Source organism: Streptomyces purpurascens (genome assembly GCF_045040895.1).
In the GTDB taxonomy this organism is placed as follows: Bacteria; Actinomycetota; Actinomycetes; order Streptomycetales; family Streptomycetaceae; genus Streptomyces; species Streptomyces purpurascens.
Genome location: NZ_CP108341.1, coordinates 8,427,162 through 8,450,141, shown reverse-complemented (window position 1 = coordinate 8,450,141; position 22,980 = coordinate 8,427,162). Strand labels below are relative to the sequence as shown.

14 protein-coding genes and 1 pseudogene are annotated in these 22,980 nt (G+C 72.8%); 13 read left to right on the top strand and 2 right to left on the bottom strand.

The features are described from left to right. The first annotated feature begins 75 nt into the window (after positions 1–75). The 7 genes and pseudogenes from OHU35_RS38360 (at position 76) to OHU35_RS38330 (ending at position 7,629) form a co-directional block, all read left to right on the top strand. Positions 76–1,089, top strand: a complete 1,014-nt coding sequence (locus tag OHU35_RS38360; protein ID WP_189722107.1) for a LacI family DNA-binding transcriptional regulator — start codon at positions 76–78, stop codon at positions 1,087–1,089. Between the two features lie 180 nt (positions 1,090–1,269). Continuing rightward, a complete protein-coding gene (locus OHU35_RS38355) occupies positions 1,270–2,073 on the top strand; it encodes an alpha/beta fold hydrolase (RefSeq protein WP_189722108.1) in 804 nt (267 codons plus the stop codon). Then, positions 2,073–3,395 (top strand): PP2C family protein-serine/threonine phosphatase, encoded by a 1,323-nt coding sequence (locus OHU35_RS38350; RefSeq protein ID WP_189722109.1) that lies wholly within the window; start codon positions 2,073–2,075, stop codon positions 3,393–3,395. Before OHU35_RS38355 ends, OHU35_RS38350 begins: the two co-directional genes overlap by 1 nt. Then, positions 3,392–3,724 (top strand): STAS domain-containing protein, encoded by a 333-nt coding sequence (locus tag OHU35_RS38345; protein WP_189722110.1) that lies wholly within the window; start codon positions 3,392–3,394, stop codon positions 3,722–3,724. The genes OHU35_RS38350 and OHU35_RS38345 overlap by 4 nt, the downstream gene beginning before the upstream one ends. Before the next feature lie 217 nt (positions 3,725–3,941). Continuing rightward, positions 3,942–4,847 carry a MerR family transcriptional regulator gene (locus OHU35_RS38340; RefSeq protein ID WP_189722111.1) on the top strand — a complete coding sequence of 302 codons (906 nt, stop codon included), beginning with the start codon at positions 3,942–3,944 and terminating at the stop codon, positions 4,845–4,847. Between the two features lie 83 nt (positions 4,848–4,930). Continuing rightward, positions 4,931–5,578, top strand: a pseudogene (locus OHU35_RS38335) (dihydrofolate reductase family protein). 236 nt (positions 5,579–5,814) lie between these two features. Further along, complete coding sequence (locus OHU35_RS38330) at positions 5,815–7,629, top strand: ABC transporter ATP-binding protein (protein ID WP_189722113.1); 1,815 nt, start codon at positions 5,815–5,817, stop codon at positions 7,627–7,629. Positions 7,630–7,698: 69 nt separating this feature from the next. Here the strand turns inward: OHU35_RS38330 and OHU35_RS38325 are convergent, their stop codons facing one another. Beyond that, positions 7,699–15,147, bottom strand: a complete 7,449-nt coding sequence (locus OHU35_RS38325) for an SDR family NAD(P)-dependent oxidoreductase (protein WP_405508607.1) — start codon at positions 15,145–15,147, stop codon at positions 7,699–7,701. A 156-nt stretch (positions 15,148–15,303) separates the two neighbouring features. Between OHU35_RS38325 and OHU35_RS38320 the strand changes: the two genes are divergently transcribed. From OHU35_RS38320 to OHU35_RS38300, 5 genes are all read left to right on the top strand, one after another. Then, positions 15,304–16,332, top strand: a complete 1,029-nt coding sequence (locus OHU35_RS38320) for a 3-oxoacyl-ACP synthase III family protein (protein ID WP_189722114.1) — start codon at positions 15,304–15,306, stop codon at positions 16,330–16,332. Beyond that, the gene (locus tag OHU35_RS38315) at positions 16,329–17,273 is read left to right on the top strand and encodes an alpha/beta fold hydrolase (RefSeq protein ID WP_229872800.1); all 945 of its coding nucleotides are present in this window, start codon (positions 16,329–16,331) and stop codon (positions 17,271–17,273) included. Before OHU35_RS38320 ends, OHU35_RS38315 begins: the two co-directional genes overlap by 4 nt. Beyond that, positions 17,270–18,871: an AMP-binding protein gene (locus OHU35_RS38310; protein ID WP_405508605.1), complete on the top strand. Its 1,602-nt coding sequence runs from the start codon at positions 17,270–17,272 to the stop codon at positions 18,869–18,871. Before OHU35_RS38315 ends, OHU35_RS38310 begins: the two co-directional genes overlap by 4 nt. Next, complete coding sequence (locus tag OHU35_RS38305) at positions 18,868–19,848, top strand: NAD-dependent epimerase/dehydratase family protein (RefSeq protein ID WP_359890246.1); 981 nt, start codon at positions 18,868–18,870, stop codon at positions 19,846–19,848. The genes OHU35_RS38310 and OHU35_RS38305 overlap by 4 nt, the downstream gene beginning before the upstream one ends. Before the next feature lie 265 nt (positions 19,849–20,113). Next, on the top strand, positions 20,114–20,614 hold the full coding sequence (locus OHU35_RS38300; RefSeq protein WP_405508604.1) for a zinc-binding dehydrogenase: 501 nt from the start codon (positions 20,114–20,116) through the stop codon (positions 20,612–20,614). Positions 20,615–20,623: 9 nt separating this feature from the next. Here OHU35_RS38300 and OHU35_RS38295 read toward each other — a convergent pair whose 3' ends face one another. After that, positions 20,624–21,331 (bottom strand): TetR/AcrR family transcriptional regulator, encoded by a 708-nt coding sequence (locus OHU35_RS38295; RefSeq protein ID WP_405508603.1) that lies wholly within the window; start codon positions 21,329–21,331, stop codon positions 20,624–20,626. Between the two features lie 148 nt (positions 21,332–21,479). Here OHU35_RS38295 and OHU35_RS38290 point away from each other — a divergent pair, with 148 nt between their 5' ends. After that, a complete protein-coding gene (locus tag OHU35_RS38290; protein WP_405508601.1) occupies positions 21,480–22,976 on the top strand; it encodes an APC family permease in 1,497 nt (498 codons plus the stop codon). Positions 22,977–22,980: the final 4 nt, after the last annotated feature.

The window sequence follows — 22,980 nt, the reverse complement described above, 5'->3', positions numbered from 1 at the left end:
ACATCGATGTAAACCCACCGGACGACCCGAGGAGCGGAGTCGGTACGATCTCGGCAGTCGGAAGGACGGGACAGCGTGGCGGCCAGACCCAGGATCAAGGACGTGGCGGAGTACGCCGGCGTCTCCCCCAAGACCGTCTCCAACGTGATCAACAACTTCGAGCATGTCTCGGAGCGGACCCGCGCCGCCGTCCAGGAGGCCATCGAGGCCCTGGGCTACCGCGTCAACATCGCCGGGCGGCAACTGCGCCAGGGCCGCACCGGCATGATCACGCTGGCGGTCCCGGAGCTGGACGTCGCCTACTTCGCCGAGCTGGCCAAGCACGTCATGGCCGAGGCGGACCGGCGCGGGCACACCGTCCTGCTGCACCAGACCGGGGCGGTGCGCGAGCGGGAGCTGGCGGCGCTGCACGGTTTCGACGCGCAGTTCTCCGACGGCGTCATCCTCAGTCCGCTCTCCCTGCAGCCGCGTGATCTCGCCGTCCGCGACCGGGGCCTGCCCGTGGTCCTGCTCGGCGAGCGCTCCGCCGAGGGCGGCACCGACCACGTCGGCATCGACAACGTGCGCGCGGCGCGCGAGGCCACCGAGCACCTCCTGTCCCGGGGCCGCCGGCGCATCGCGGTGGTCGGCGGTGCCCTGCACGGCCGCCAGGGCACCGACCGGCTGCGCACCGACGGCTACCGCGAGGCCCTCGAAGGGGCGGGCCTGCCCTTCGAGCCCGGCCTGGTGGTGCGGGTGGACGCCTATCACTGGCGGGACGGCGCGCGGGCCGCCGTCGCGCTGATGGAACGCGACCCCCGCCCGGACGCGCTGCTGTGCCTGAACGACCATCTCGCCCTGGGCGCGCTGCGGGCCCTGCACGAGCTGGGCCGCTCCGTGCCGGGCGAGCTCGACGTGGTCGGCTTCGACGACATCGAGGCCTCCCGTTTCAGCGTCCCCACCCTGACGACCGTCGCCCCCGACAAGCAGGAGATCGCCCGGGCCGCCGTCGCCCAGCTGCTGGCCCGGATCGACGCCCCGGACACCGCGCCGCCGGGCGACCATGTGGCCGGGCACCGGCTCATCGTGCGGGAGAGCTCGGGGAGCTGAGGCGCGGGAGGGCGATCTTCCTCACCCGGGCGAGACACGCACAACCGGCCGCATCACCCATTCGGATGGCCGATGCCGGCCCGGTCACGGCACACGACATCGTCCACGCCCGCCGAAGACGACCATGGCGCTACCCGGCCTGCCGTCGAACCGTGCTGGTCAAGGTGGGAGCATGGCGACATGGACATCCGCCGCAGGAACAACGTGAACGTCATCGGCCGCGACGACTCGCCGGTGCTGGTCCTGGCACACGGGTTCGGCTGCGACCAGAACATGTGGCGCCTGGTGGTGCCGGTTCTGGCGGAGCGGTACCGGGTGGTGCTGTTCGACTACGTGGGCTCCGGCGGATCGGACCTGTCGGCCTGGAGCGAGGAGCGGTACTCCTCGCTCCAGGGCTACGCATCCGATGTCGTCGACGTCTGCGAGGAGCTGGACCTCCGGCAGGCGGTGTTCGTGGGGCACTCGGTCAGCGCCATGGTCGGGGTGCTGGCCGCGCAGGCCGCGCCGGAGCGGATCGGGGCGCTCGTGATGGTGACGCCCTCGCCCTGCTACATCGACGACGAGGGGTACCGCGGCGGCTTCAGCACCGAGGACATCGACGAGCTGCTGGACTCCCTGGAGGCGAACTACCTGGGCTGGTCGTCCGCGATGGCCCCGGTGATCATGGGTAATCCGGAGCGGCCGGAGCTGGGTCAGGAGCTGACCAACAGCTTCTGCGCCACCGACCCCGACATCGCCCGGGTCTTCGCCCGTACGACCTTCCTGACCGACAGTCGCGAGGACCTCAAGGGCGTGTCCATGCCGACCCTGGTACTGGAGTGCGAGCAGGACGCCATCGCGCCCCGCGAGGTCGGCGCCTATGTGCACACGACGATCCCCTCCTCCCGCCTGGTCACCCTCGACGCCACCGGGCACTGCCCGCAGCTGAGCGCGCCGGAGGCCACCGCCGAGGCGATCCTCGACTTCCTGGAGTCCCTGAAGTGATGTGCCGCACGAACGGCGCGCCCGAGCCGGCCGGGACCGGAGGCACAACAGGCACGGACGCGGCGTTCACCGCGCTGCTGGAGGACAGCGCGGAGGACCTGTACGAGTCGGCACCGTGCGGCTACCTGTCCACGCTGATGGACGGCACCATCGCCAAGATCAACACCACGCTGCTGGACTGGCTCGGCCTGGAACGCGAGGCCGTGGTGGGCCACAAGCGCTTCACCGACCTGCTCACCGTCGGCGGGAAGCTGTACCACGAGACGCACTTCGCTCCGCTGCTGCGCATGCAGGGCGAGCTGCGGGGCATCGCCCTGGACCTGAAGCGCCAGGGCCATGGCCGGCTGCCGGTCCTGGTCTCCGCGGTGGTCAAGTACAGCACCCGGGGCGAACCCCTGCTGATCCGTGTCACCGTCTTCGACGCCTCAGACCGCCGCTCCTACGAAACGGAACTCCTGCACCGCCGCAAGGAAGCCGAGCGGGCCCACGCCGAGGCGGACGAGGCCCGGCGGCAGGCCGAGGCCGACCGGGCCCGGCTGGCCGACGCGCTCGCCGTGCTGCAGCGGTCCCTCGTGCCGGACTCCCTGCCCGACGTACCGGGTCTCGAGACGGCCGTCCACTACCACACGGCCGCCCCGGACCAGCTCGGCGGCGACTTCTACGACCTGTTCCCCGTCGCCGGCGACCGGTGGGCGTTCTTCCTCGGCGACGTGTGCGGCAAGGGCCCCGAGGCCGCCTCCCTCACCTCGCTGACCCGCTACACCCTCCGGGCCGCCGCCCACCACGACCCGGATCCGGCCGCTGCCCTGGCCACGCTGAACGCCGTACTGCACGAGCGGTACACCGCCGGCGGCGACCCCCGCTACTGCACCTGCGTCTTCGGGATCGTCGAGCCCGGCGGGGAGCACGGTCCGACGGTCGTGCGCCTCGCCTCCGGCGGTCATCCGCCGGCGCTCGTGCTGCGGTCCGACGGTGGCGCCGAGTTCCTGCACACCCCCGGCGGCCTGCTCGTCGGCGTGCTGCCCGACGCACCGATCAGCACCGTGGAGACGGTCCTGGCGGCCGGCGACACGATCGTGCTGTACACCGACGGTCTCACCGAGGCCCGCACCGGCCCCGGCCGCGACGACCTGTACGGCGAGGACACCCTGCTGGGCTTCGGCACCCACCTCGCTCCGGCCGCCCCGGGCGAGGTGATCACCGCACTCACCGGGCTGCTGGACGGCTTCGGCGACGGACTGAACGACGACACCGCCCTGCTCGCCCTCGGCGTCCCCGCCGACACCTCCCTCATACGCCCCGCAACGAGCCTCCCCTCATGAAAACGCTGACCATAAGCCACCGCGACGCCGCGACCGGACCCGTTCTGCACGTGGCCGGCGAAATGGACTACGACCAGGCCCCCGAACTGCGCCTCCAGGTCGACCGGCTCTCCCTGACACCGGGACAGTGCCTGGTCCTCGACCTCTCCGGCCTCGAGTTCTGCGACTCCACCGGCATCACCGCCCTGCTCGCCGCCCGCCAGCACGCCCTGGCCGCCGGTGCCGACATCGTCCTGGTCGGCGTACCGGCGAACCTGCTGCGTGTCCTCACGCTCGTGGGCCTCGACCAGGTCTTCACTCTGCGCCCGGACAACAGCCCCATGTCATGACCCGCCCGGCGGCTCGGCGGCGTCGGGGATGTGGGCGCGCACGCTGTCGCGGGCGAAGCGCAGGGTGACGCCGGTGAGGTACATGTCGAGCAGAGGCAGCTCGCCGGGACGGTCGCAGCGATACGGGTGCCGGGCGGAGTGACTCGGGTTGCACCTTCCGTAGCGGTATGTGGTCCGGTGGACTCACGTCCCGCCCCACCGAGGAAGGCCCCTGCTCATGTATTCGTCTTTCATCCCGCCGCGCCAGGTCAAGATCGGTGACGCGGCGGCCTTCGTCGGCACCACACCGCGGGCGATCCGTCACTACCACGAGATCGGCCTGCTCCCCGAGCCCGCGCGGGGCGGCGACGACCGCCGCCGCTACGGCTACGAAGACATGATCCGGCTGCTGTGGATCCGCAAGATGGCCGACGCCGGGATCGCCCTGGACGACATCCGTGACGCCTTCGCCGACACGGCTTCCGCCGGTGCCGACAGCGATGACCGCATCGCGAGCATCCTGGAACGGCTGGAGGAAACCCTCGTCGCCCAGGAAGCAGAACTGCGGCGGCAACGGACTGCCGTGCAGCGCATGCGTACCGAGGGCAGCAGGATGGGTCTGCTCTCCGACTTCGTCACCAGCCGCCTCAAGAGCCTGCCCGAGGGCTCCCTGCGCCAGGCGGACCTGGACAGCCTGCTGGTCACCGAGCGGATCTTCAGCCCGCTCGGTGCGGCCGTCCAGGCCACCCGTTTCATCGCCCTGGCCACTCACCCGGATCTGCGGGAGGAATCCGACCGTATTGATGCCGCCGAGGAGGCACTCGATGACACGATCGCTGTCGATGACCCCCGCGTGGCCCGGGTGGCTGCCGAACGGCACGCCTTCGAAAAGGCGCTGCAAGCCGTTATCGAGGATTCCGACCTGGCGGACAGCGACGACGCGCTCTTCGACTCCTGGGACACTTTGCACCCCGCTACCGCTGATGAGGGTGAGGACGAGGCCGGCCAAAGCTCTGGCAGGGGGCAAGAGTCCATGAGCGTATTCGAAGCCACAGGAAAGATGCCCTACGACTTCTCCCCGGCCCGCCTGCGCTGCATGGAATTGGCCGAAGAACTCGCCGCCCACGAGTCACCCGCTTCCTAAGACACGGCCTAGCTCTGCGGTGGTCGCCGGGACCTGGAACATTGGGCACAGGGACGTTTCGAGAAGGAAGGGATCGGCCGGCCATGTCACTCGCTCGCGTGCACAACTTCTCCATCTCGCTCGACGGCTTCGGCACCGGTGAGGGGCTGAGCCGTGAGGCCCCGTTCGGACATGCCGGCGAAAGGCTCCACGAGTGGATGTTCGCCACCCGGTTCTGGCATGAGATGACTCGCCAGTCCGGCGGGACCCGAGGCCTCGACGATGCCTTCGCACGGCAGCACACACCCGGGATCGGCGCCGAGATCATGGGCGCGGGGAAGTTCGGATACCCCGGATGGCACGACGACCCGGAGTGGAAGGGGTGGTGGGGGCCGAACCCGCCGTTCCACACACCGACTTTCATCCTCACCCATCACCCTCGCCCGTCGATCGAGATGGAGGGCGGCACGACGTTCCACTTCCTCGACACCTCGCCCGCCGAGGCACTCAAGACGGCCCGCGAGGCAGCGGGCGGTTAGGACGTACGCATCGGCGGGGGCCCCACCGTGGTCCGCGACTTCCTCGCCGCCGGGCTCATCGACCACCTGCACCTCACGGTGGTCCCGATCCTGCTCGGCCGCGGCGTACGCCTCTGGGACGGGCTGCAGGACGTCGAGAAGGACTACGAGGTCGAGGCCACCTCCTCGCCCGGCGGAGTCACGCACGTGACGTTCACCCGTACGGGCCTGTGAGAGGCCGCCGGCGCCGGCCTCGCCGCTCTTGAGCGGGTCGGCACCGGCCCCCCATCCCCACGCCGCACCCCTAAGCGCTCCCCCGCGCACCACCGCCCGGCCGGAAAACGCTTGGACGCCGCGGTCGCCGTCGCGGGACACTGCCGGACTCGACCGAAATCCACACATTCGTTGCGGCGATGGCCCCTGCCCGCGTGAGCGCGTGGCGGGCTGCCACAGGACGACACAGGGGTGGGATGGAAACGCCTGATTCTCGCAGGGTTCAGCCGGGCAAGCGCTCGGTCTTACTCGCACTTCGTTACTACGGACGGGAGTTGGCCCGGCTGCGCCGGCTGACGGTACCCGCGATGCTGCTCATGGCGCTGGGCAACATCGGAATCAACTACGTGGCGCCGCTGATCGTCGCCAAGCTCGTCGGCGACATCGCCGGCGACCAGGACGTCACGGTCGACTCGGCACTGCCGTACGTTCTCGGCTTCGCCGGCGTCCTGCTGCTCGCGGAGGCACTGTGGCGCGTCGCCCTGCACTGCCTCAACCGTCTCGACGCCCTCGGCATCGAGCATCTGTACGTGCTCGGGATGGACGAACTGTTCGCCAAGGACGCCGCGTTCTTCCACGACAACTTCGCCGGTTCGCTGACCAAGCGGGTCCTGAGCTTCGCCTCGCGTTTCGAGCAGTTCGTGGACACGGTGACGTTCCAGGTCGTGGGCAGCTTCGTGCCGCTGGCGTTCGGCGCGGTGGTGCTGTGGCGCTACGAACCGCTGCTCGTCGTCGGTCTGCTGGTGATGATCGCGCTGACGGCGGTGCTGGTCGTGCCGCTCATCCGTCGCCGCCAGCGGCTCGTCGACCAGCGTGAGGAGGCGATCGCCCGGGTGTCGGGCCATGTCGCCGACAGCCTGATGAACATGGACACCGTACGGGCGTTCGCCGCGGAGGAGAGTGAGGCGGCCGAGCACCGCTCCCGGGTCGCGGTGTCGCGCCGGCTCACCGTGCGGTCGTGGGACTACGGCAACCTGCGCATCGACACACTGGTCGCGCCGATGTCCGTGCTCACCAACGCGATGGGCCTGCTGCTCGCGATCACGCTCGCCGGGGGCGCGCACGGCGTGGAGGCGATCGTGGTCGCGTTCGCCTACTACGGCAACGCGACCCGGATCATGTTCGAGTTCAACCAGATATACCGCCGGCTGGAGAGCTCGATGACGGAGGCCGCGCAGTTCACCGAGCTGCTCCTGACGCCGCCGACGGTGCTCGACCCGCCGGCGCCGGAGCCGCTGCGGACCCGGGCGGCCGACGTCCGCTTCGAGAAGGTGACTTTCGCACACCGTGGCGGCCGACCACTGTTCGACGGGCTGGACCTGGCCGTGCCGAGCGGGGCGAAGCTCGGCCTGGTCGGCCGGTCCGGTGGCGGCAAGACCTCGCTCACCCGGCTGCTGTTGCGGATGACCGACATCGACGCGGGCCGCATCCTGATCGGCGGTCAGGACATCAGCCGGCTGCGCCAGGCCGATCTGCGCAGCCGGATCGCCTATGTGCCGCAGGACCCGGCGATGTTCCACCGCACCCTGCGGGACAACATCGCGTTCGCCCGGCCGGACGCCACCGACGCCGAGATCCGCCAGGCGGCCGAGGCGGCCCATGTCACCGAGTTCGCCGACGCCCTGCCCGACGGCTTCGACACCATGGTGGGCGAGCGCGGCATCAAGCTGTCCGGTGGTCAGCGCCAGCGCGTCGCCCTCGCCCGGGCGATCCTGCGGGACGCGCCGATCCTGCTGCTCGACGAGGCGACCAGCGCCCTGGACTCCGAGAGCGAGCTGCTCGTCCAGGAGGCGCTGTGGCGGCTCATGGACGGGCGGACGGCGCTGGTGGTGGCGCACCGGCTGAGCACGGTCGCCACCATGGACCAGCTCGTCGTCCTCGACCGCGGCCGGATCGTCGAGCAGGGCACCCACCAGGAGTTGCTCGCGATCGACGGCGCCTACGCGAAGCTGTGGCAGCACCAGTCGGGCGGCTTCCTTGACGACAACCCGGGGCGGGCCGAGGTGGTGTGAACGCAGGCGGCGCGGCAGCCGTTTCCCCTTGCGGAGACGGCCGCCGCGGCGCGCTGTGCGGGACTGCTGCTAGGCGAGGTCCAGTCTGCTGTGCACCAGTTGTGCGAAGTGGGTCAGGGTGCGGTCGCTGCTCATCAGCTCGGTGGCCGCGAGGCGGACGTCGAAGTGCTCGCCGGCGCGGACCAGGAACTCGGTGCTCAGCAGCGAGTCGAGGCCGAAGTCGGTCACGGGCCGCGCGGGGTCCAGGTCCTCGGGGTCGCTGTGCAGAACGGCGGCGAGCAGCCGGGCCAGGGTCCGGGTGATCGCGGCCCGGGCTTCGTCGGGGGTCAGGGCGGCCAGTTCGCGCAGCAGCTCCGCGCGGCCTTCCGGTCCGGGGGCGGCGTCGGCCGGCACGAGGCCGGTGAAACGGGCGGCGGCCAGGGTGGACAGCAGGCGGCGGGCGCGGGCCCAGCGGTAGCGGCCGATGCCCGCCACGTCGGTGTCCGGCCGGAGCAGGCCGTCTGCGGTGGTGAGGGCCTCGGCGACGGTGAGGGGCTGGAAGCCCCGGTCGGCCATGGCGTCGCCGATGGCGTGACGGGCGACGTATCCGGTCTCGCCGATGGGGCCGAAGGCGAGGGCGGTGGCGGGACGCCCGTGGGCGTGGCGGGCGCGGGCCTGTGCCTCCAGGTAGGCGTTGCCGGCCGCGTAGGGGGCCTGGCCGATGTTGCCGACGGCGGTGGCAATCGAGGAGTAGGTGAGGAACAGGTCCAGGTCGTGGTCCGCGGTGAGGCGGTCCAGCCGGGCGGCGCCGTCCGCCTTGGGGGCGAGGACGGCGGTGAACCGTTCGTCGGTGAGGTCGGCCAGGGGCGCGTCGTCGAGGTGCATCGCGGCGTGTACGACGCCGCGCAGCCGGTGCCCGGTGGCGTCGATCGCCTCGATGACCCGGTGCAGAGCCACCTCGTCGGTGACGTCGGCGGCGTAGGCCGTGGCGTGTACGCCGCGCTGGGCCAGGTCGTCCAGGAGGGCCGGGGCCTCGGGGCCGGCCTGGCCGCGGCGGGAGACCAGCGCCAGGTGCCGGGCGCCGTGGTCAGCCAGCCGACGTGCGGTCGCCGCGCCGAAACCGCTCAGCCCGCCGGTCACCAGGTAGGTGCCGTCGGTGTCCAGGGCGGGCAGGTGGGGCGCGGGCTGGACGGGCACGGGTTCGTCCAGGGGGCTCTCATCGGCCTGGAAGGAGACGACCACCTTGCCGATGTGCCGGGAGTGCTGGAGGACCTGGAAGGCCTCTTCCACCCGGGCGGCCGGGTAGACGGTGTGCGGCAGCGGCCGGTACACGCCCCGTTCGATGAGGGACAGGACGTCGGCGACGAGACGGGAGCCACGGTCGCGGTCCAGCACCACGTGGTCGAGATTGAAGCCGATGAAGGTCAGGCTGCGGTCGAAGGGACGCAACGGCAGCGTGTTGTTGCCGAAGATGTCCCGCTTCCCCAGTTCGACGAAGCGGCCGTTGGGGCGCAGCAGGTCGAGCCCATGGGCGATCGCCTCGCCGCTGAGGGAGTTGACCACGATGTCGACGCCCCGGCCCTCGGTGAGTTCGCGGACGCGCGGAACGAAGTCCAGGCCGCGTGAGTCGAGTACGCGCCAGGCCCCGAGGCTGCGCAGCAGGTTCCGCTTGGTCTCGGTACCGGCGGTGGCGATGACGCGGGCGCCCCGGGCGTGGGCGCACTGCAGCGCGGCCAGTCCCACGGCGCCTGCGCCGCCGTGCACGAGAACCGTCTCACCGGGAGCCACGCGTGCCTGGTCGACCAGGGCGTGGTGGACCGTCAGGAACGCGACGGGGAAGGTCGCCGCCTCGGCGTAACCCATGCCGTCGGGGATCTTGGTCAGGCCGTAGTCGTAGGCGACACCGTGGGAGGCGAGGGCCGCGGAGATCAGGCCGCAGACCCGGTCGCCGACCACGAGGTCGCGCACTCCGGGTCCGACGGCGCACACGATGCCGGCACCGTCGGTGCCCAGCCCGCGGCCGAGCCCGCTGTCCTCCACCGCCTCGGGGGGCAGCAGGCCGTTGGCACGCATCGGGTCGCGGTAGTTCAGTGCGACCGCGCGCATCTCGACGGCGACTTCACCGGGGCCGGGCCGCGGGACGGCTGTCTCGCGCCAGACCAGGCGCCGGGCCGGTCCGGGGTCACGGACGTCGAGGATGAAGGGCCCGCCGGTGGGGACGGCGGGTGGCTCGTCGGCCGGGTGCTCGACGTGGAGAGGGGTGAAGCGGCCGGCGGGTGTGAGGACGACCTCGTCCTCGACCGCGCCCTCGTTCCCGTTCCCGTTCTCGTTCTCGTTCTCGTCAGGAGTGCGGCCCGCGACGAGCAGCTCTGTGGCCAGGCGGTGGGCGTCGGCTGCCGGGTCCGCCGTGCGGTCGAGGGAGATACGCCGTAGTCCGAGGCCGGGCTGTTCGTTGGCCAGTGTGCGGGCCGCGCCCCAGATGGCCGCGTCCTCGGGGTGCGCGGGGCGTTCCGGGGCGGGGAACAATCCGGTGGGGCGCGTCACCAACCACACGTGTACGGCCCTGCCTTCGGGCAGGGTCCGGCAGGCGGCGGCCAGGGAGCGCAGGACGGCCGCGCGGTGGGTGGTCCGGTCGACGAGCCGCTCCGGGTCGGGCTCGGCCAGGAGCAGGACGACGCGTGGCGCGGCCTCGGTGGGCAGTGCCGCGGTCCACGCGGCGGTGTCGGTGACGGCCGGCAGGAGGGCGGCCGGGCCCAGCAGTGCGGCCAGTTCCCTCGCGGTCGGGGTCTCGGTGTCGTTCTCCGTGGCGACGACCCAGGCCTCGCCGGGCAGTGGGGCGGGAAGGGCGGGCGCGTCCGCCGCCCCTCGGGACGCGTCCGCTGCCTCCCGGGGCGCGTCCGCTGCCTCCCGGGGCGCGGCGGCCATCACCACCGAGTGGTCCGCGGGCCCCGTCTGCCAAGGGCTGGTGAAGCCGCACCGCTCCAGCAGGGGCGTCCACGCGTCGCGGGGCAGCAGCCGGGTGGTGGGGCGCAGGGCCCGGTCACCGCGTTTCCACAGGGCCTCAAGGCCGCCCAGCAGCAGGGCGTCGAGCCGATCGTGGTGCCGCTCGGTGGCGAGCAGGTGGCCGCCCGGGGCGAGGAGCGAGCGCAGGTGTTCCAGCGCGGCGGTCAGGCCGGCGGCGGTGTGCAGGGCGTCGCCGGCCAGGATCAGGTCGAAGCCGCCCGTCGTGAAGCCCTGGACGGCCGGGTCGGCGTCCGGGTCGAGGGTGCGGTGGTCGAGGAAGCGGCAGGCGGCGAAGCGGTGCCGGGCGCGGGCGAAGGAGGTGTTGGACGGGGCCGTACAGGTGTAGCGCGTGCGGTCGGCCGGCAGCAGCGGCAGCACGGCGGCGGTCAGGGCCGTGCCGGTCGCTCCCACCTCCAGGACGCGCAGCGGCCGGTCGGCGGGCCAGTCGTGGACGATCCGGTCGAGCAGCGCCTGCACCACGCGGTGGGTGAAGCGGTGGGCGGGCGCGGTCTCCTGCCACTGTTCGAGGAAGCTCTCTCCGACGGGCAGCAGGTCCTGCGGGTCGACGGTGCCGCGGAGCACTTCGGGCAGGTGCCGCAGCTGGCTGTTGATCAGCAGCGCTGCCGGGCCGAAGCGGGGGTGGTCCTCCGTGAGGCTCCGCAGGGCCGCCTCGGGGCTCATGGGGACGTCGGTCAGCCGCCATGCCTCCCCGTCGGCCTCGGCCAGTCGCTGCTCTGCCAGCAGGGGCAGCATCAGACGCACCAGCCTGCGGTGCCGGGGCACGAGGCCCCGGCCGACCAGGTCGGGCATGGTGAAGGGCTCGTCCGGGTGGGGCAGCAGGCCGCGCAGGGCCGCCGCCCAGCAGTGGGCGCCGGCCCGTTCGGCGGCGGCGGTGAACGGTGCGTGGCCGCTCTCCTCCAGTTCGGTGCGGGCGGCGGCGATGCGCGCCCGGGCCGCGTCCGCCACCTCGGCGGGAGCGGGCAGCGGGGACGGCGGGGCGGGCAGCGAGGAGTGCGGGGCCGCGTGCAGCACGGTGCGCTGGACGGTCAGCGGGGCGTGGTCGCTGAGGCGGGCGCGCCGGGTGCGGCACTTCTCGATCTCGGCGGTGACGGTGCCGTCGAGGTCCGCGTAGGTGATGTCCCAGCAGACCTCGTTGGCACTGCGGCCGCGCCGCCGCAGATGGACGACGCCCTCCTGCGCGGGGGTGCGCCACACCCGTACCGCTCCGAAGGAGGACGGCAGGTAGCCGGCGGCTTCCCGGGTCGGCTGCTCGGCGAGGGCGACGGTGGCCTGCAACGGTCCGTCCAGCAGCACGGGGTGGACCGTGTAGGCGTCGGCCGGGTGGTCGAGCCGGTACCACGCGAGCAGTTCGCCGTCTCCGACATCCAGGCTCCGCAGGAGCTGGAACGCGGGACCGCACTCCAGGCCCACACGGTGGCAGTGCTCGTAGTGGTCCGGGCCGGTGACGGTGCGGAAGCAGCGCGCCTTGACCGCGGCGATGTCCAGCGGACCCGGGGCGGTGCTCAGCCGGGTGCGTACCTGGGCGCGGACGACCGGCTGGACCTCGGCGTCGCGGGTCTCGCGCGTGCTGATGGTCAGCATGCCGTCGGACGGGGTCACGGCGGTCTGGAGCGCGGCTCCCGCCGGGTCGGGCCAGTCGATCGCGAACGGGCGGGAGATGTCCAGGTGCCGCACCTCCACCGGGCGGGCCAGCGCCCGCAGTCCGGCGGTGACAGCCATCTCCACGTACGCGGCGGCGGGCAGCAGGACGCTGGCGCCGATGCGGTGGTCACCCAGCCAGGGCACGAGCTGAGGCTCGACGGTGCCGTGCCACAGGGGGTGGGGTGCGGGCAGGCGTTCGCCGAGCAGGGGGTGGTCCAGCGCTCCGGTGCCGCTGGTGTGCAGGACGAGGCTCTGCGGGGTGCCGTGCCAGTGCCGGTCGCGCTGCCAGGGGTAGGCGGGCAGGTCGGCGACCCGGCCGGGGTGCGGGAAGTGTGCCTGCCAGTCCGCCTCGGCGCCGGCCGCGAGCAGGGCGGCGACCGCGGCCATGGTCTCACGCGGCCCGTCCCCGTCCCGGTGCAGCGTCGGCACGTACGACAGACCCGTACGCCGCAGATAGGGGCGCAGGACCGGGTGCGGGCCGATCTCCACGACGATGCCGATGCCCTCGTCCGCGAGCCGGGCCATGCCCTCGGCGAAGCGGACCGGCTCGCGTACGTTGCGCCACCAGTACGCCGCGTCGAGTTCTCGCCCTGTCAGCGGAGTCCCTGCGACGGTGGAGATGAACGGTACGCGTGCCTCGGCGGGAGTCAGACCGGCGAGGCCCGAGCACAGCGGTTCCTCGATGGGGTCCATGGCGCGGCTGTGGAAGGCGTAGTCCAGATCCAGTTCGCGGAAGAAGACGTCGCGGGCCGTCAGTTCGAGGCGGAGCGCGGCCAGCGCGTCGGGGTCGCCGGCGATCGTGACGTCGCGGTCGCTGTTGATCCCGGCGATCTCCAACGCACCGCCGAAGCGGGCCAGTTCCGCGCGGGCGGCGTCCTCGGCCAGGCCGACGGCGGCCATCCGGCCGCGGCCCGCCGTGGCGGCCTGGGTGCGGCTTCGCAGACTGATCACCAGAGCGGCCTGCTCCAGTGTCAGCGCCCCGGCCGCGTGAGCGGCGGCCACCTCGCCGACGCTGTGCCCGGCGACGGCACGCGGGCGCAGGCCCTGGGAGGCCAGCAGCGCGGTCAGGCCCACCTGTACGGCGAACAGCACGGGCTGGGCGATCTCCGTGCGCGCCCAGCGTGCCGCGGTGGGGCGCTCCAGCTCCTTGGTCACGGACCAGCCCAGGTACGGGGCCAGCGCGGCGTCGGCCTCCTCGACGGCGGCACGGAAGACGGCGTCACCGGCCATCAGGTCGGCGGCCATGCCCGGCCATTGGGAGGCGTTGCCGGAGTAGACGAACGCCACGGCGCCCCGCTCGGCCCTGCGGGTCACCGCCCCGTGGGACGGCGCGTCGGTGTACAGGCTCTCCAGGCGGTCGGCCGCCTGGCGGGGATCGCCGGCCAGTACGGCGGCACGGTGCGGGTGGGCGCTGCGCCGGAGCGTGCTGGTGCGGGCCAGGTCGTAGAACTCCTCCGGTGCCGCTTCGCGCAGCCGCTCGGCCATGCGCGTGCTCAACTGCCGGAGTGCCTTGGGCGATCGCGCGGAGACCACCACCGGCACCGGCCTGTCCGTCGGCGCTGCTCCGCACGGCACCGGCGGTGGTGGTACGAGGAGGGCGTGGGCGTTGGCACCACCGAAACCGAAGGAGTTCACCCCCACCGCGGCCCGTTGCGAGCGGGGCAACTCCACGGGCGTCACGGTGGGTGCGAGACCGAGCGCGTCGAAGTCGATGGCCGGGTTGAGCGGGAGGGCGTGCAAGGACGCGGGTGCTCTCCGGTGGCGGAGCACCAGGATCGCCTTGAGCAGACCGGCCATGCCCGCCGCGGGCTCCAGATGGCCCAGGTTGGACTTCACCGACCCGATGGGCAGCGGGCCGTTACCGCGGGGCGCGCCGAGGGCCCGGCCGATGGCCCGGGCCTCCGCGGGGTCGCCCACCGGTGTGCCGGTGCCGTGCGCCTCGAAGTAGACGAGGTCGTCCGGGACGATCCCGGCCTCCTGGCACACGGCGCGCAGCAGCGCCTCCTGCGCCTGTGAACTGGGCAGTGTCATACCGTTCGTACGGCCGTCGGAGTTGCTGCCGGTGCCGGCGAGGACGGCGTGGATCCGGTCTCCGTCGGCCACCGCGTCCGCGAGCCGTTTCAGCACCAGTACCGCGCCGCCCTCGGCCCGTACGAAGCCGTCGGCGCCGGCGGAGAAGGCCGCGCACCGGCCCTGCCGCGACAGCATGCCCGCGTAGGAGAAACCCGCGTACGAGTAGGGGTTGATGAGCACGTTGACGCCGCCTGCCAGGGCAACGCGGCTGGTGCCCTCCCGCAGGGTGCGGCAGGCGCGGTCCAGCGCCACCAGCGACGAGGAGCACGCCGTGTCGACCGCCATGCTGGGGCCGCGCAGGTCGAAGGCGTACGACAGCCGGTTCGCCGCGATGGACAGGGTGGCGCCGGGCATGCTGTGCGGACTGGTGTGGTCCTCCATCATCGTCAGGAAGGTGCCGTAGGCCGGATCGGAGACGCCCACGTACACACAGGTGTCGGACCCGGCGAGCGCCTCGGCCGGGACGGCGGCGTCGTCGAGCGCCTCGGCGGCCATCTCCAGCAACAGCCGCTGCTGCGGATCGAGGTGCGCCGCCTCCTTGGGCGAGATGCCGAAGTACGCGGCGTCGAAGGACGCGATGTCGTCGAGGAAGCCCCCGGCGGCCGTGTAGCTGCGGCCGGGGCGCACGGCTCCGGGATCGACGAACCGGCCCTTGGGGAACCGGTCCGCCGGCATCTCCCCGATCAGGTCGCGCCCGTCCCGCAGGGCCGCCCACAGCCCGTCCAGGTCGGTGATGCCGCCCGGCAGCCGGCAGCCGACGCCCACCACCGCAACCGACCGGTCGTCCCGTCCCACACCCATGACCCGCCCCCTGGTCCCCTGTTCGTCCTGTTCGAGCGGGGTGACACTGCCCTGATGGCCCGGCGGCCAAGGCCTGTTTCACCCATTGGTGTGGTCTCGTCCGGCAAACGAGTGAACTTGGGGTCACGGTGCGTGACCGGCCGTTACGGTGGCGCGGTGCTCGATGCCCCGCGTGCCCGCTTGACGGCGACCGCCGTCCATCTGCCGTCCCGCTACCGGACCATGGAGGAGATCCGGGCCCGGATCGCCGCCGCCGGAAGTCCCTACGTACCGCCGCCCGGCCTTCTCGAGGACATCACCGGTGTGCGCGGTGTCCACGCCTGCGACGAGGGAGTGTGTGCCTCGGACCTCGCGGCCGCCGCCGCCCGCAAGGCCCTCGCCGACGCCGGCGTGACCATCGGCGAGGTGGACCTGCTGCTGTTCGCCGCCACCAGCCAGGACATGCTCGAACCGTCGACCTCGCATCTGGTGGCCGCCAAACTGGGCGCCACCTGCCCGGTGTTCGACGTGACGAACGCCTGCAACAGCGTCCTCAACGCGATGGAGGTGGCCGGCGCGTTCATCGCCACCCGCCGGTACCGCACGGTGCTCATCGCCTGCGGCGAGGTCGGATCCATGGTCACGCGCTGGCACGTCCCCGACCACGAGGCCCTGTTGCGGGCCATGCCCGGCTACACCGTCTCCGACGCCGGCGCCGCCATGCTGCTCACCGCCGGGCCCGCCGGGGACAACGACCCCGGAGTGCTCACGCTCCGGTTCGCCGCGGACTCCACCGCCTGGAACGCCTGCACCGTGCTGGGAGGCGGCTCCATGCACCCGCGGGCCTTCGACGACGAGCACCTGACCATCCGGCTGAACGGCGACCTGCTGCGCACGACCGCGGTCGAGGGCCTGCAGTTCCTCCAGCAGGCCGCCGAGCGGGAGTTGGACGCGGTCCGCTCCAGCGCCTTCATCGCCTTCCATCAGATCGGTGTGCCTCAGTACCAGGAGATGGTCGACAAGCTCTCCCTGCCCGCCGACCGGTGCATGCCCGCCGTGGCCGAGCACGGCAACTGCGCCGCGGCCTCCCTGCCCCTGCAACTGGTCAAGGCGCGGGAGGCCGACCGCGTCGAACCGGGCGACACCGTGGCGATGCTCGGCCTGGCCAGCGGCATGAGCTTCGGTCTGGCGCTGGTCCGCTGGTGACCGCCGGGAACCGGCGCACGACCGCCGCCACGCGCTCTTCCGTCCTGCAGCAGTTGCTCCCCGGCTACCCCGCTCGCGAGCACTGGCGGCTCGTGCCGTCGACGGGGCAGCACTATCTCGACGTCGGCACGGGCGAACCGCTGCTGTTCCTGCACGGCAATCCGACCTGGAGTTACGCCTGGCGCAAACTGCTTCCCGCCCTGGTCCCGCACGCCCGGTGCCTGGCCCCGGACCTGCCCGGCCTCGGCCTGTCGCAGCCCATGGCGCTGCCGTCCGACCCCACGGCCCGCTACCTGAGCCAACTGGACCATCTGGACGCCCTCTACCGCCACTTGGTCCGTGCCCAGGGCGTCCCGCCGAAGGGCTGGACGTTCGTCGTGCACGACTGGGGCGGCCCGCTCGGCGTCTCCTGGCTCCTGCGCAACCCGGGCGTCGTCTCCCGCCTGGTGGTCCTCAACACCATCGCCTTCCACTGGCCCGAGGGCTACCGGCTGCCGTTCTACCTGCGCTGGATCAGAGACCACCGGCCCGTGGCCGCCGCGGTCCACACCACCAACGCCTTCGCCCGGGCCACGGTCCGCCTCGGCGTCACCCACCGGCTCAGCGCCGCCGAGCGGCGCGCCTACCTGCTGCCCCATGCCCGCCGGGACAACCGCCGGGCGATCGTGGACTTCGTCCGCGCCATCCCCCGGGATCCCGGGGACGCGGCCTGGCGGCTGCTCACCCCCTCGGACGGGGCCGACGACCTCGGGCGGCTGCCGATGTTCATCGGCTGGGGCATGCGCGATCCGGTCTTCACACCGCTGGTCCTCGACGAGTGGACCCGCCGCCACCCGCACGCCGTCGTCCACCGCTTCCCGCGCGCCGGCCACCTGGTGATGGACGACGCCGGAGACGAACTCGGCGTCCACATCCGCGACTTCCTGCGAGGACAGCGATGACCGCCGCACCCGACAGCTTCGTCACCCGACTGACCCGGCTGGCCGAGCGGCCGCGAGCCACCGTGCTGGTCCGCTGTACCGGTGCCCTGTCCGCGCGGGAGGTGACGGCGGCGCAGCTGCTGGACGGCTGCGGCGGCACCGCCGGCGCTCTCCGGGCGGCCGGAGTGCGACGCGGCGACAAAGCGGTGGTCATGACGCGGGACGTCTGCCAACTCGTGGCGGCCGTATACGCCTTGACCGCGATCGGGGCCGTTCCCGTGCTGATCGAGCCGCGGGCCGAGGTGCGGCGCTGCCTGGACGAGATCGCCCCCGGCGTCTTCATCGGGGAGCCGCTGGCACATGTGGCGCGCCGGGCCCTGGGCTGGGGCCGCGGCCATGTCCGTACGGCCCTGGTCACCGGCCGCGACTTCCCCGGCCGGGGTCAACTCCTGGGACAGAGCCTGCCCTTGGCGATCCCGGACGGCAGCGGCCCGGCTCCGCGGGTCCCGGAACCCCGGCCCGAGGACCTGGCGATGATCGCCTTCACCTCCGGCTCCACCGGCCGGCCCAAGGGCGTCGAGTACCGCCACAGCACCCTGGCCGGACAACTCGGCGCCCTGGACGCCGTGCTCCGTCCCGAGGCCGGCGACGTCCTGCTCTCCTGCTTCCTGCCGTTCGCCGCGCTGGGCCCGCTCCTCGGCCTGACGACCGTCGCCCCGCAGGTCGACCACCTGGCCCCGGCCCGCACACCCGCGGGACATCTCGTGGGCCCCCTGCTGCGCCACCGGGCGACCCTCGTCCTCGGCTCACCGGCGGTCCTCGGTCTGATCGCCGGGCACTGCGCCCGCCACGGCCTGACACTGCCGTCGGTCCGCCGCGTGCTGTCCTTCGGCGCACCCCTGCGCCCGCGGCTCGCCGAGGGCCTGGCGAAGGCCCTGCCGGCCGAGGCGGAGATCCTCAGCGTCTACGGCGCCACCGAGTGCCTGCCCGTCGCCGCCATCGACGCCGACGCGCTGAGCTCGCTGCGCATCGAGCCGCCTCCGGGCCACGCGGGCACCTGCCTGGGCCGGCCGCTGCCCGGCATCAGCGCGCGCATCCTGGACCCGGACACCACGGGGCTGGGAGAGATCGCCGTCGCGGGGCCCGTCGTCAGCCCGGCCTACCACGCACGGCCCGACGCCACCGCCGCCGCCAGGACGGTCGCCGACGGCACACTGTGGCACCGCACGGGCGACCTGGGACGCCTCGACGACGAAGGGCGCCTGTGGTACCTCGGCCGCAAGGCCCACCTCGTCACCGGCGATGGTTTCACCCTCACCACGGAGGACATCGAGGCCACGGCCGACACCGCCGCCGGCGTCCGGCGCACCGCCGTGGTCGGCGTCGGCCCCGCCGGTCGCCAGCGGGCGGTGCTCTGTATCGAGCCCGAGCCCGGCGTGCGCAAGGACGCGGTCCTGGACGCGTTGCGTGCCGCCCTCGGCGACCACCGGCACGGCCGCCGCATCGGCACCGTGCTGTTCCACCCTCGCTTCCCGACCGACATCCGGCACAACTCCAAGATCGACCGTGCCCGGCTGGCCGCCCTTGCCTCCACGTACCGGAAGGGAGGCCTGCGTTGAGGGTCCTGGTCACGGGCGGGAGCGGGTTTCTGGGGCAGGAGATCTGCCGGCGGCTCGTCGCCCGCGGCACCCCGGTGTCCTCCCTGGGCCGCCGCCCGAGCCTCGTCCTGGAGGGTCTCGGCGTCCGGCACCACCAAGGAGACCTCGCCGATCCGGCCGCCGTCTCCCGTGCGCTCGCGGGCTGCGACGCCGTCATCCACAACGCCGCCCTCGCCGGCGTCAGCGGCCCGCTCAGGCCGTACTGGCGAACCAACGTCCTCGGCACCCGCAACGTCATCGACCAGTGCCGCGCCCACGGGATCGGCACGCTCGTCCACACCTCGACCGCCAGCGTCGTCTTCCGGCCCGGCGGTCTGGAGAACGCCGACGAGCACTGTCCCTACCCCCGTCGGCATCTGGCCGCCTACCCACGCACCAAGGCACACGCGGAAGCCCTCGTCCTGGCCGCCGACAGCCCCGGCCTCGCCACCGTCTCCCTGCGCCCCCACATCATCTGGGGCCCCGGCGACCCGCACTTCGCCCCGGCCCTGGCACGTGCCGTGCGCGCGGGCCGGCTGGTGATGCCCGGCGACGGCACGAACCTCGTCGACACGACCCACCTGCACACCGCGGCCCACGCCCACCTGCTCGCTCTGGACCGGCTCCGAGAGGGCCGGCCCATCGGGGGCCGCGCCTACTTCATCACCCAGGACGAGCCCCTCCCCCTGCGCGACATCACCGCCCGCTTCCTGCGTGCGGCAGGACGCCGAGCCGTCTGGAGCACCGTCCCGCGCCCGCTCGCCCACGCCGCCGCGGCCACCAGCGAGACCGTCCTCCGGCTGACCGGTCTGCCCCGGACGCACGCACTCAGCCGCTTCCTCGTCGCCGAGCTCGTGCACCCCCACTGGTTCAGCGTCGAAGCCGCCCGCCGTGACCTGGAGTTCGAGCCGCCGATCACCTTCGACGCGGGCATCGCGGCCCTGTCGGACACCATGTGACAGGGCGCTCGCAACGGTTCTCATCTCGTGGACTCCTGCCCGGGAGGCGGGTGAGGTGCCGTCGCTGCGCTGGGCCTCGGGGGCGCTCCAGCTGGTGAGGAGGGCGAGGGCCTGGGCGGAGGCGGAGCCCGGTTCGGCGGTGTGGGCGCACACGGTCTGGCCCGGGTCGGCGGGAAGGCGCCTATCTGGCCCTCGAGAAGGCCGCGAAGGTCCAGAGCGGGCAGAGCGCCCTGGTGCCCGGGCCACCGGCTCACTGGGTCACGCCGTGACGCGGACGGCCAGGGCACTCGGGGCGCGGCCCGTCGCCCTGGTCTCCTCCGCGCGCGAGGCGCGCCGGGCAGCCGAGGCCGGAGCGACGGCGGTCGTCGACTCCTCCTCTCGGAATCCCGACGAGGCCATCGCCGAACTCACCGAAGGCCAGGGCGTCGACATCGCCCTGGACCCGGTCGGCGGCCCGCGCCTCGGCGAACTGATCCGCTCCGTCCGCCGGCACGGCACGGTCGTCTCGCTGGGCTTCACCGGCGGCAGGCAGGCCACGGTCGGCATCATGGACCTCCTCGCCGGCGCACGCGTCGTCACCGGCTACGGCGTGCACGGCGACTCCGGCGAGGAGATCGCCGAGGGCCTGGACGACCTCGGCCGCCTGGCCGCCGAGGGCCGGCTGCGACCCGTCATCGACAGCAGGTACGCCCTCGACGCCTTCGAGGCCGGGTACGCCCGGCCCGCGTCCCGGGCAGCCGTGGGGTCCCTCGTCCTGGAACTCTGACGTCCCGGGTCAGCGGGGGGAGCGCCGGCCCGCCGGAGCCCGGGCCGTCAGGGCCTCCAGCAGGAGATCCACCGCCTGTTCGAAGGAGCTGTCCGCCATGCCGGGCAGCTCGGGGCGGACCGCGGTGAGGGACGGGTAGGTCTCCGGGTCCAGGTCCTGGTAGACGTCCCGCCATGCCCGGTGGTCGGCCTCGCGCTGCTGTCGCGGGAGGGCGTGGAACGCCGCCTCCGCGGCGGCGTGGCTGAGCACGGTGTCGATGAAGGCCAGGTAGAGCCGGGCGGCGTCGGCCGGTGCGAAGCCCGCGTTCAGCAGGAGGCCGATCCCGGTGTCCACGGCGTGGATCTCGTTCCGGCGCCGGGTCACCCGGTGTGCGGCCATGGCGGCCGCCCGGGGATGGGCGAGGTATCCGGCGCGGACTCTCAGGGCCATCTCGCGCAGCGAGGCCACCCAGTCGTCTTTGGGGACGAAGCCGGCCATCGCGTCGCCGATGATCCGGTCGGCGATGGCGAGCACCAGGTCGTCGGTGCCGTGGAAGTAGCGGTACAGAGCGGTCGGGTCGCAGCCCAGGGCCGCGCCGAGCCGGCGGACACTCAGCGCCTCGGGGCCGTGCTCACCGATCAGGCGCAGGGCGGTCTCGACGATCAACTGCTCGGACAGCACGACCCCGGAACGGGTGGGCCGGCGGCGCTTGCGCTCCTGCGGGACACGGGTGGTCATGACCGGTTTCCTCTCCTGCCCTGCCGACTCCGTTCAGTGAAGGGCCCGCCCCCGCGTTACGTCAACAGGGTTGACCCAATGTGGACACCGGTTGTTCCATCGCATTCCCGCGCGGCTCTTCCCGACCCTTTCCCCCGAGGAGCCCTCCATGTCGTCCGCCCCTTCGAGTCCGACCACCACGCTGCGCCGTTCCCTGGGTGTCGTCGACGGTGTCGCCATCGCCGCGTCCAGCACCGCGGCCACCACCAGCATCGCCATCGGCATGGGCACGATCGCGACGGTCGTGGGCCTCCAGGCCCCGGCGCTCCTGCTCCTGGCGTTCCTGCCGGTGCTCGGCATCGCCACCGCCTACGCCCGTCTCAACCGCTCGGAACCCAACTGCGGCAACGGCTACGTCTGGGTCGGCAGATCCCTCGGCCCCTGGCCCGGGTTCCTGACCGGCTGGGTGACGCTGGTCGGCTCGGTCATCTTCTGCGCCTACACCAGCGCGATCATGGGCTCGGTCGTCCTGCTCTTCGCCAACAAGGCCGGCCTGAGCAGCCTCGCCGGCATCGCCCTCGATCCGACGTCCACCGGCGTCAGCACGGCGGTCGGGCTGGTGATCCTCCTCGCCCTGACGGCCCTGGCCGTCACCGGGATGCGGGCCGCGACCCGGTTCCAGTTCGTCCTGCTGGTCTTCGAGTACGCGGTGCTGCTGGGCTTCTGCGGCTGGGCCCTGGTCACCGGCGACCACGCCTTCTCCTTCTCCTGGTTCAACCCCTTCGAGATCTCCAGCGGCACCAGCTTCGCCCAGGGCATGGTCCTCGCGGTGTTCTTCTTCTGGGGCTGGGACGCGGCCTTCAGCGTCACCGAGGAGACCAAGCGCCCGGACGACTCGGCCCGCGGCGGTCTCATCGCCCTCTTCGCCATGCTCGGCCTGTTCCTCTTCGCCTCGGTCGCCTTCCAGCGGGAGATGAGCCTGGCCGAACTCGTCCGCAACGGCCCCCAGGCCCTCCCCTACCTCGGGGCGAAACTGGCCGCCGAGCCCTGGGCCACCCTGCCCCTGGTCGCGTTGATGTTCTCCGCCGTCGCCTCCGTGCAGGCCACTCTGATTCCCACGGCACGGGGACTGCTCGCCATGGGCCGCGACCGCACCATGGGGCCGGTGTGGACCCGGATCCATCCGCGGTACGGCACGCCCGCCGTCGGCACGGCCCTCGTGATGACCGTCGCCGCCGTGATCGCCCTGTTCGCCTTCGCGATCCCCAAGCTGAGCGACATGCTGCTGGCCGCCGTCAACGCCATCGGTCTGATCGTCGCCCTCTACTACGGCCTCACCGCGCTCGCCTGCGCCGTGCGCTTCCGCTCGGCGCGTCACGACGGACCGCGCGAGGCGCTGCTCGCCGTCGGTGTGCCCGCCGTGGCCGGGCTGGTGCTGCTGGGCCTCGGCGGCTACCTCGGATACTCCTACCTGACCATGAGCGATCACTTCGAACTGAGCCCGGACAACGGCTGGTTCATGTTCTCGCTGCCCGCCGTGATCGTGCTCGCCGGGCTGGGCATGGCGGCCGTGGCCAAGTACGTCCGGCGCTCGCCGTACTTCACGACGGGGCACGGCACCGACGCCGATGCCCTCACCCTCCCGATGGACCGCACGGCGGTCTGAACCC

Excerpts from the sequence above, each read along its gene's own strand:
- OHU35_RS38355 (WP_189722108.1), top strand. The coding sequence starts at position 1,270 with ATGGACATCCGCCGCAGGAACAACGTGAACGTCATCGGCCGCGACGAC.
- OHU35_RS38350 (WP_189722109.1), top strand. The coding sequence starts at position 2,073 with ATGTGCCGCACGAACGGCGCGCCCGAGCCGGCCGGGACCGGAGGCACA.
- OHU35_RS38345 (WP_189722110.1), top strand. The coding sequence starts at position 3,392 with ATGAAAACGCTGACCATAAGCCACCGCGACGCCGCGACCGGACCCGTT.
- OHU35_RS38340 (WP_189722111.1), top strand. The coding sequence starts at position 3,942 with ATGTATTCGTCTTTCATCCCGCCGCGCCAGGTCAAGATCGGTGACGCG.
- OHU35_RS38330 (WP_189722113.1), top strand. The coding sequence starts at position 5,815 with ATGGAAACGCCTGATTCTCGCAGGGTTCAGCCGGGCAAGCGCTCGGTC.
- OHU35_RS38325 (WP_405508607.1), bottom strand. The coding sequence starts at position 15,147 with ATGGGTGTGGGACGGGACGACCGGTCGGTTGCGGTGGTGGGCGTCGGC.
- OHU35_RS38310 (WP_405508605.1), top strand. The coding sequence starts at position 17,270 with ATGACCGCCGCACCCGACAGCTTCGTCACCCGACTGACCCGGCTGGCC.
- OHU35_RS38295 (WP_405508603.1), bottom strand. The coding sequence starts at position 21,331 with ATGACCACCCGTGTCCCGCAGGAGCGCAAGCGCCGCCGGCCCACCCGT.
- OHU35_RS38290 (WP_405508601.1), top strand. The coding sequence starts at position 21,480 with ATGTCGTCCGCCCCTTCGAGTCCGACCACCACGCTGCGCCGTTCCCTG.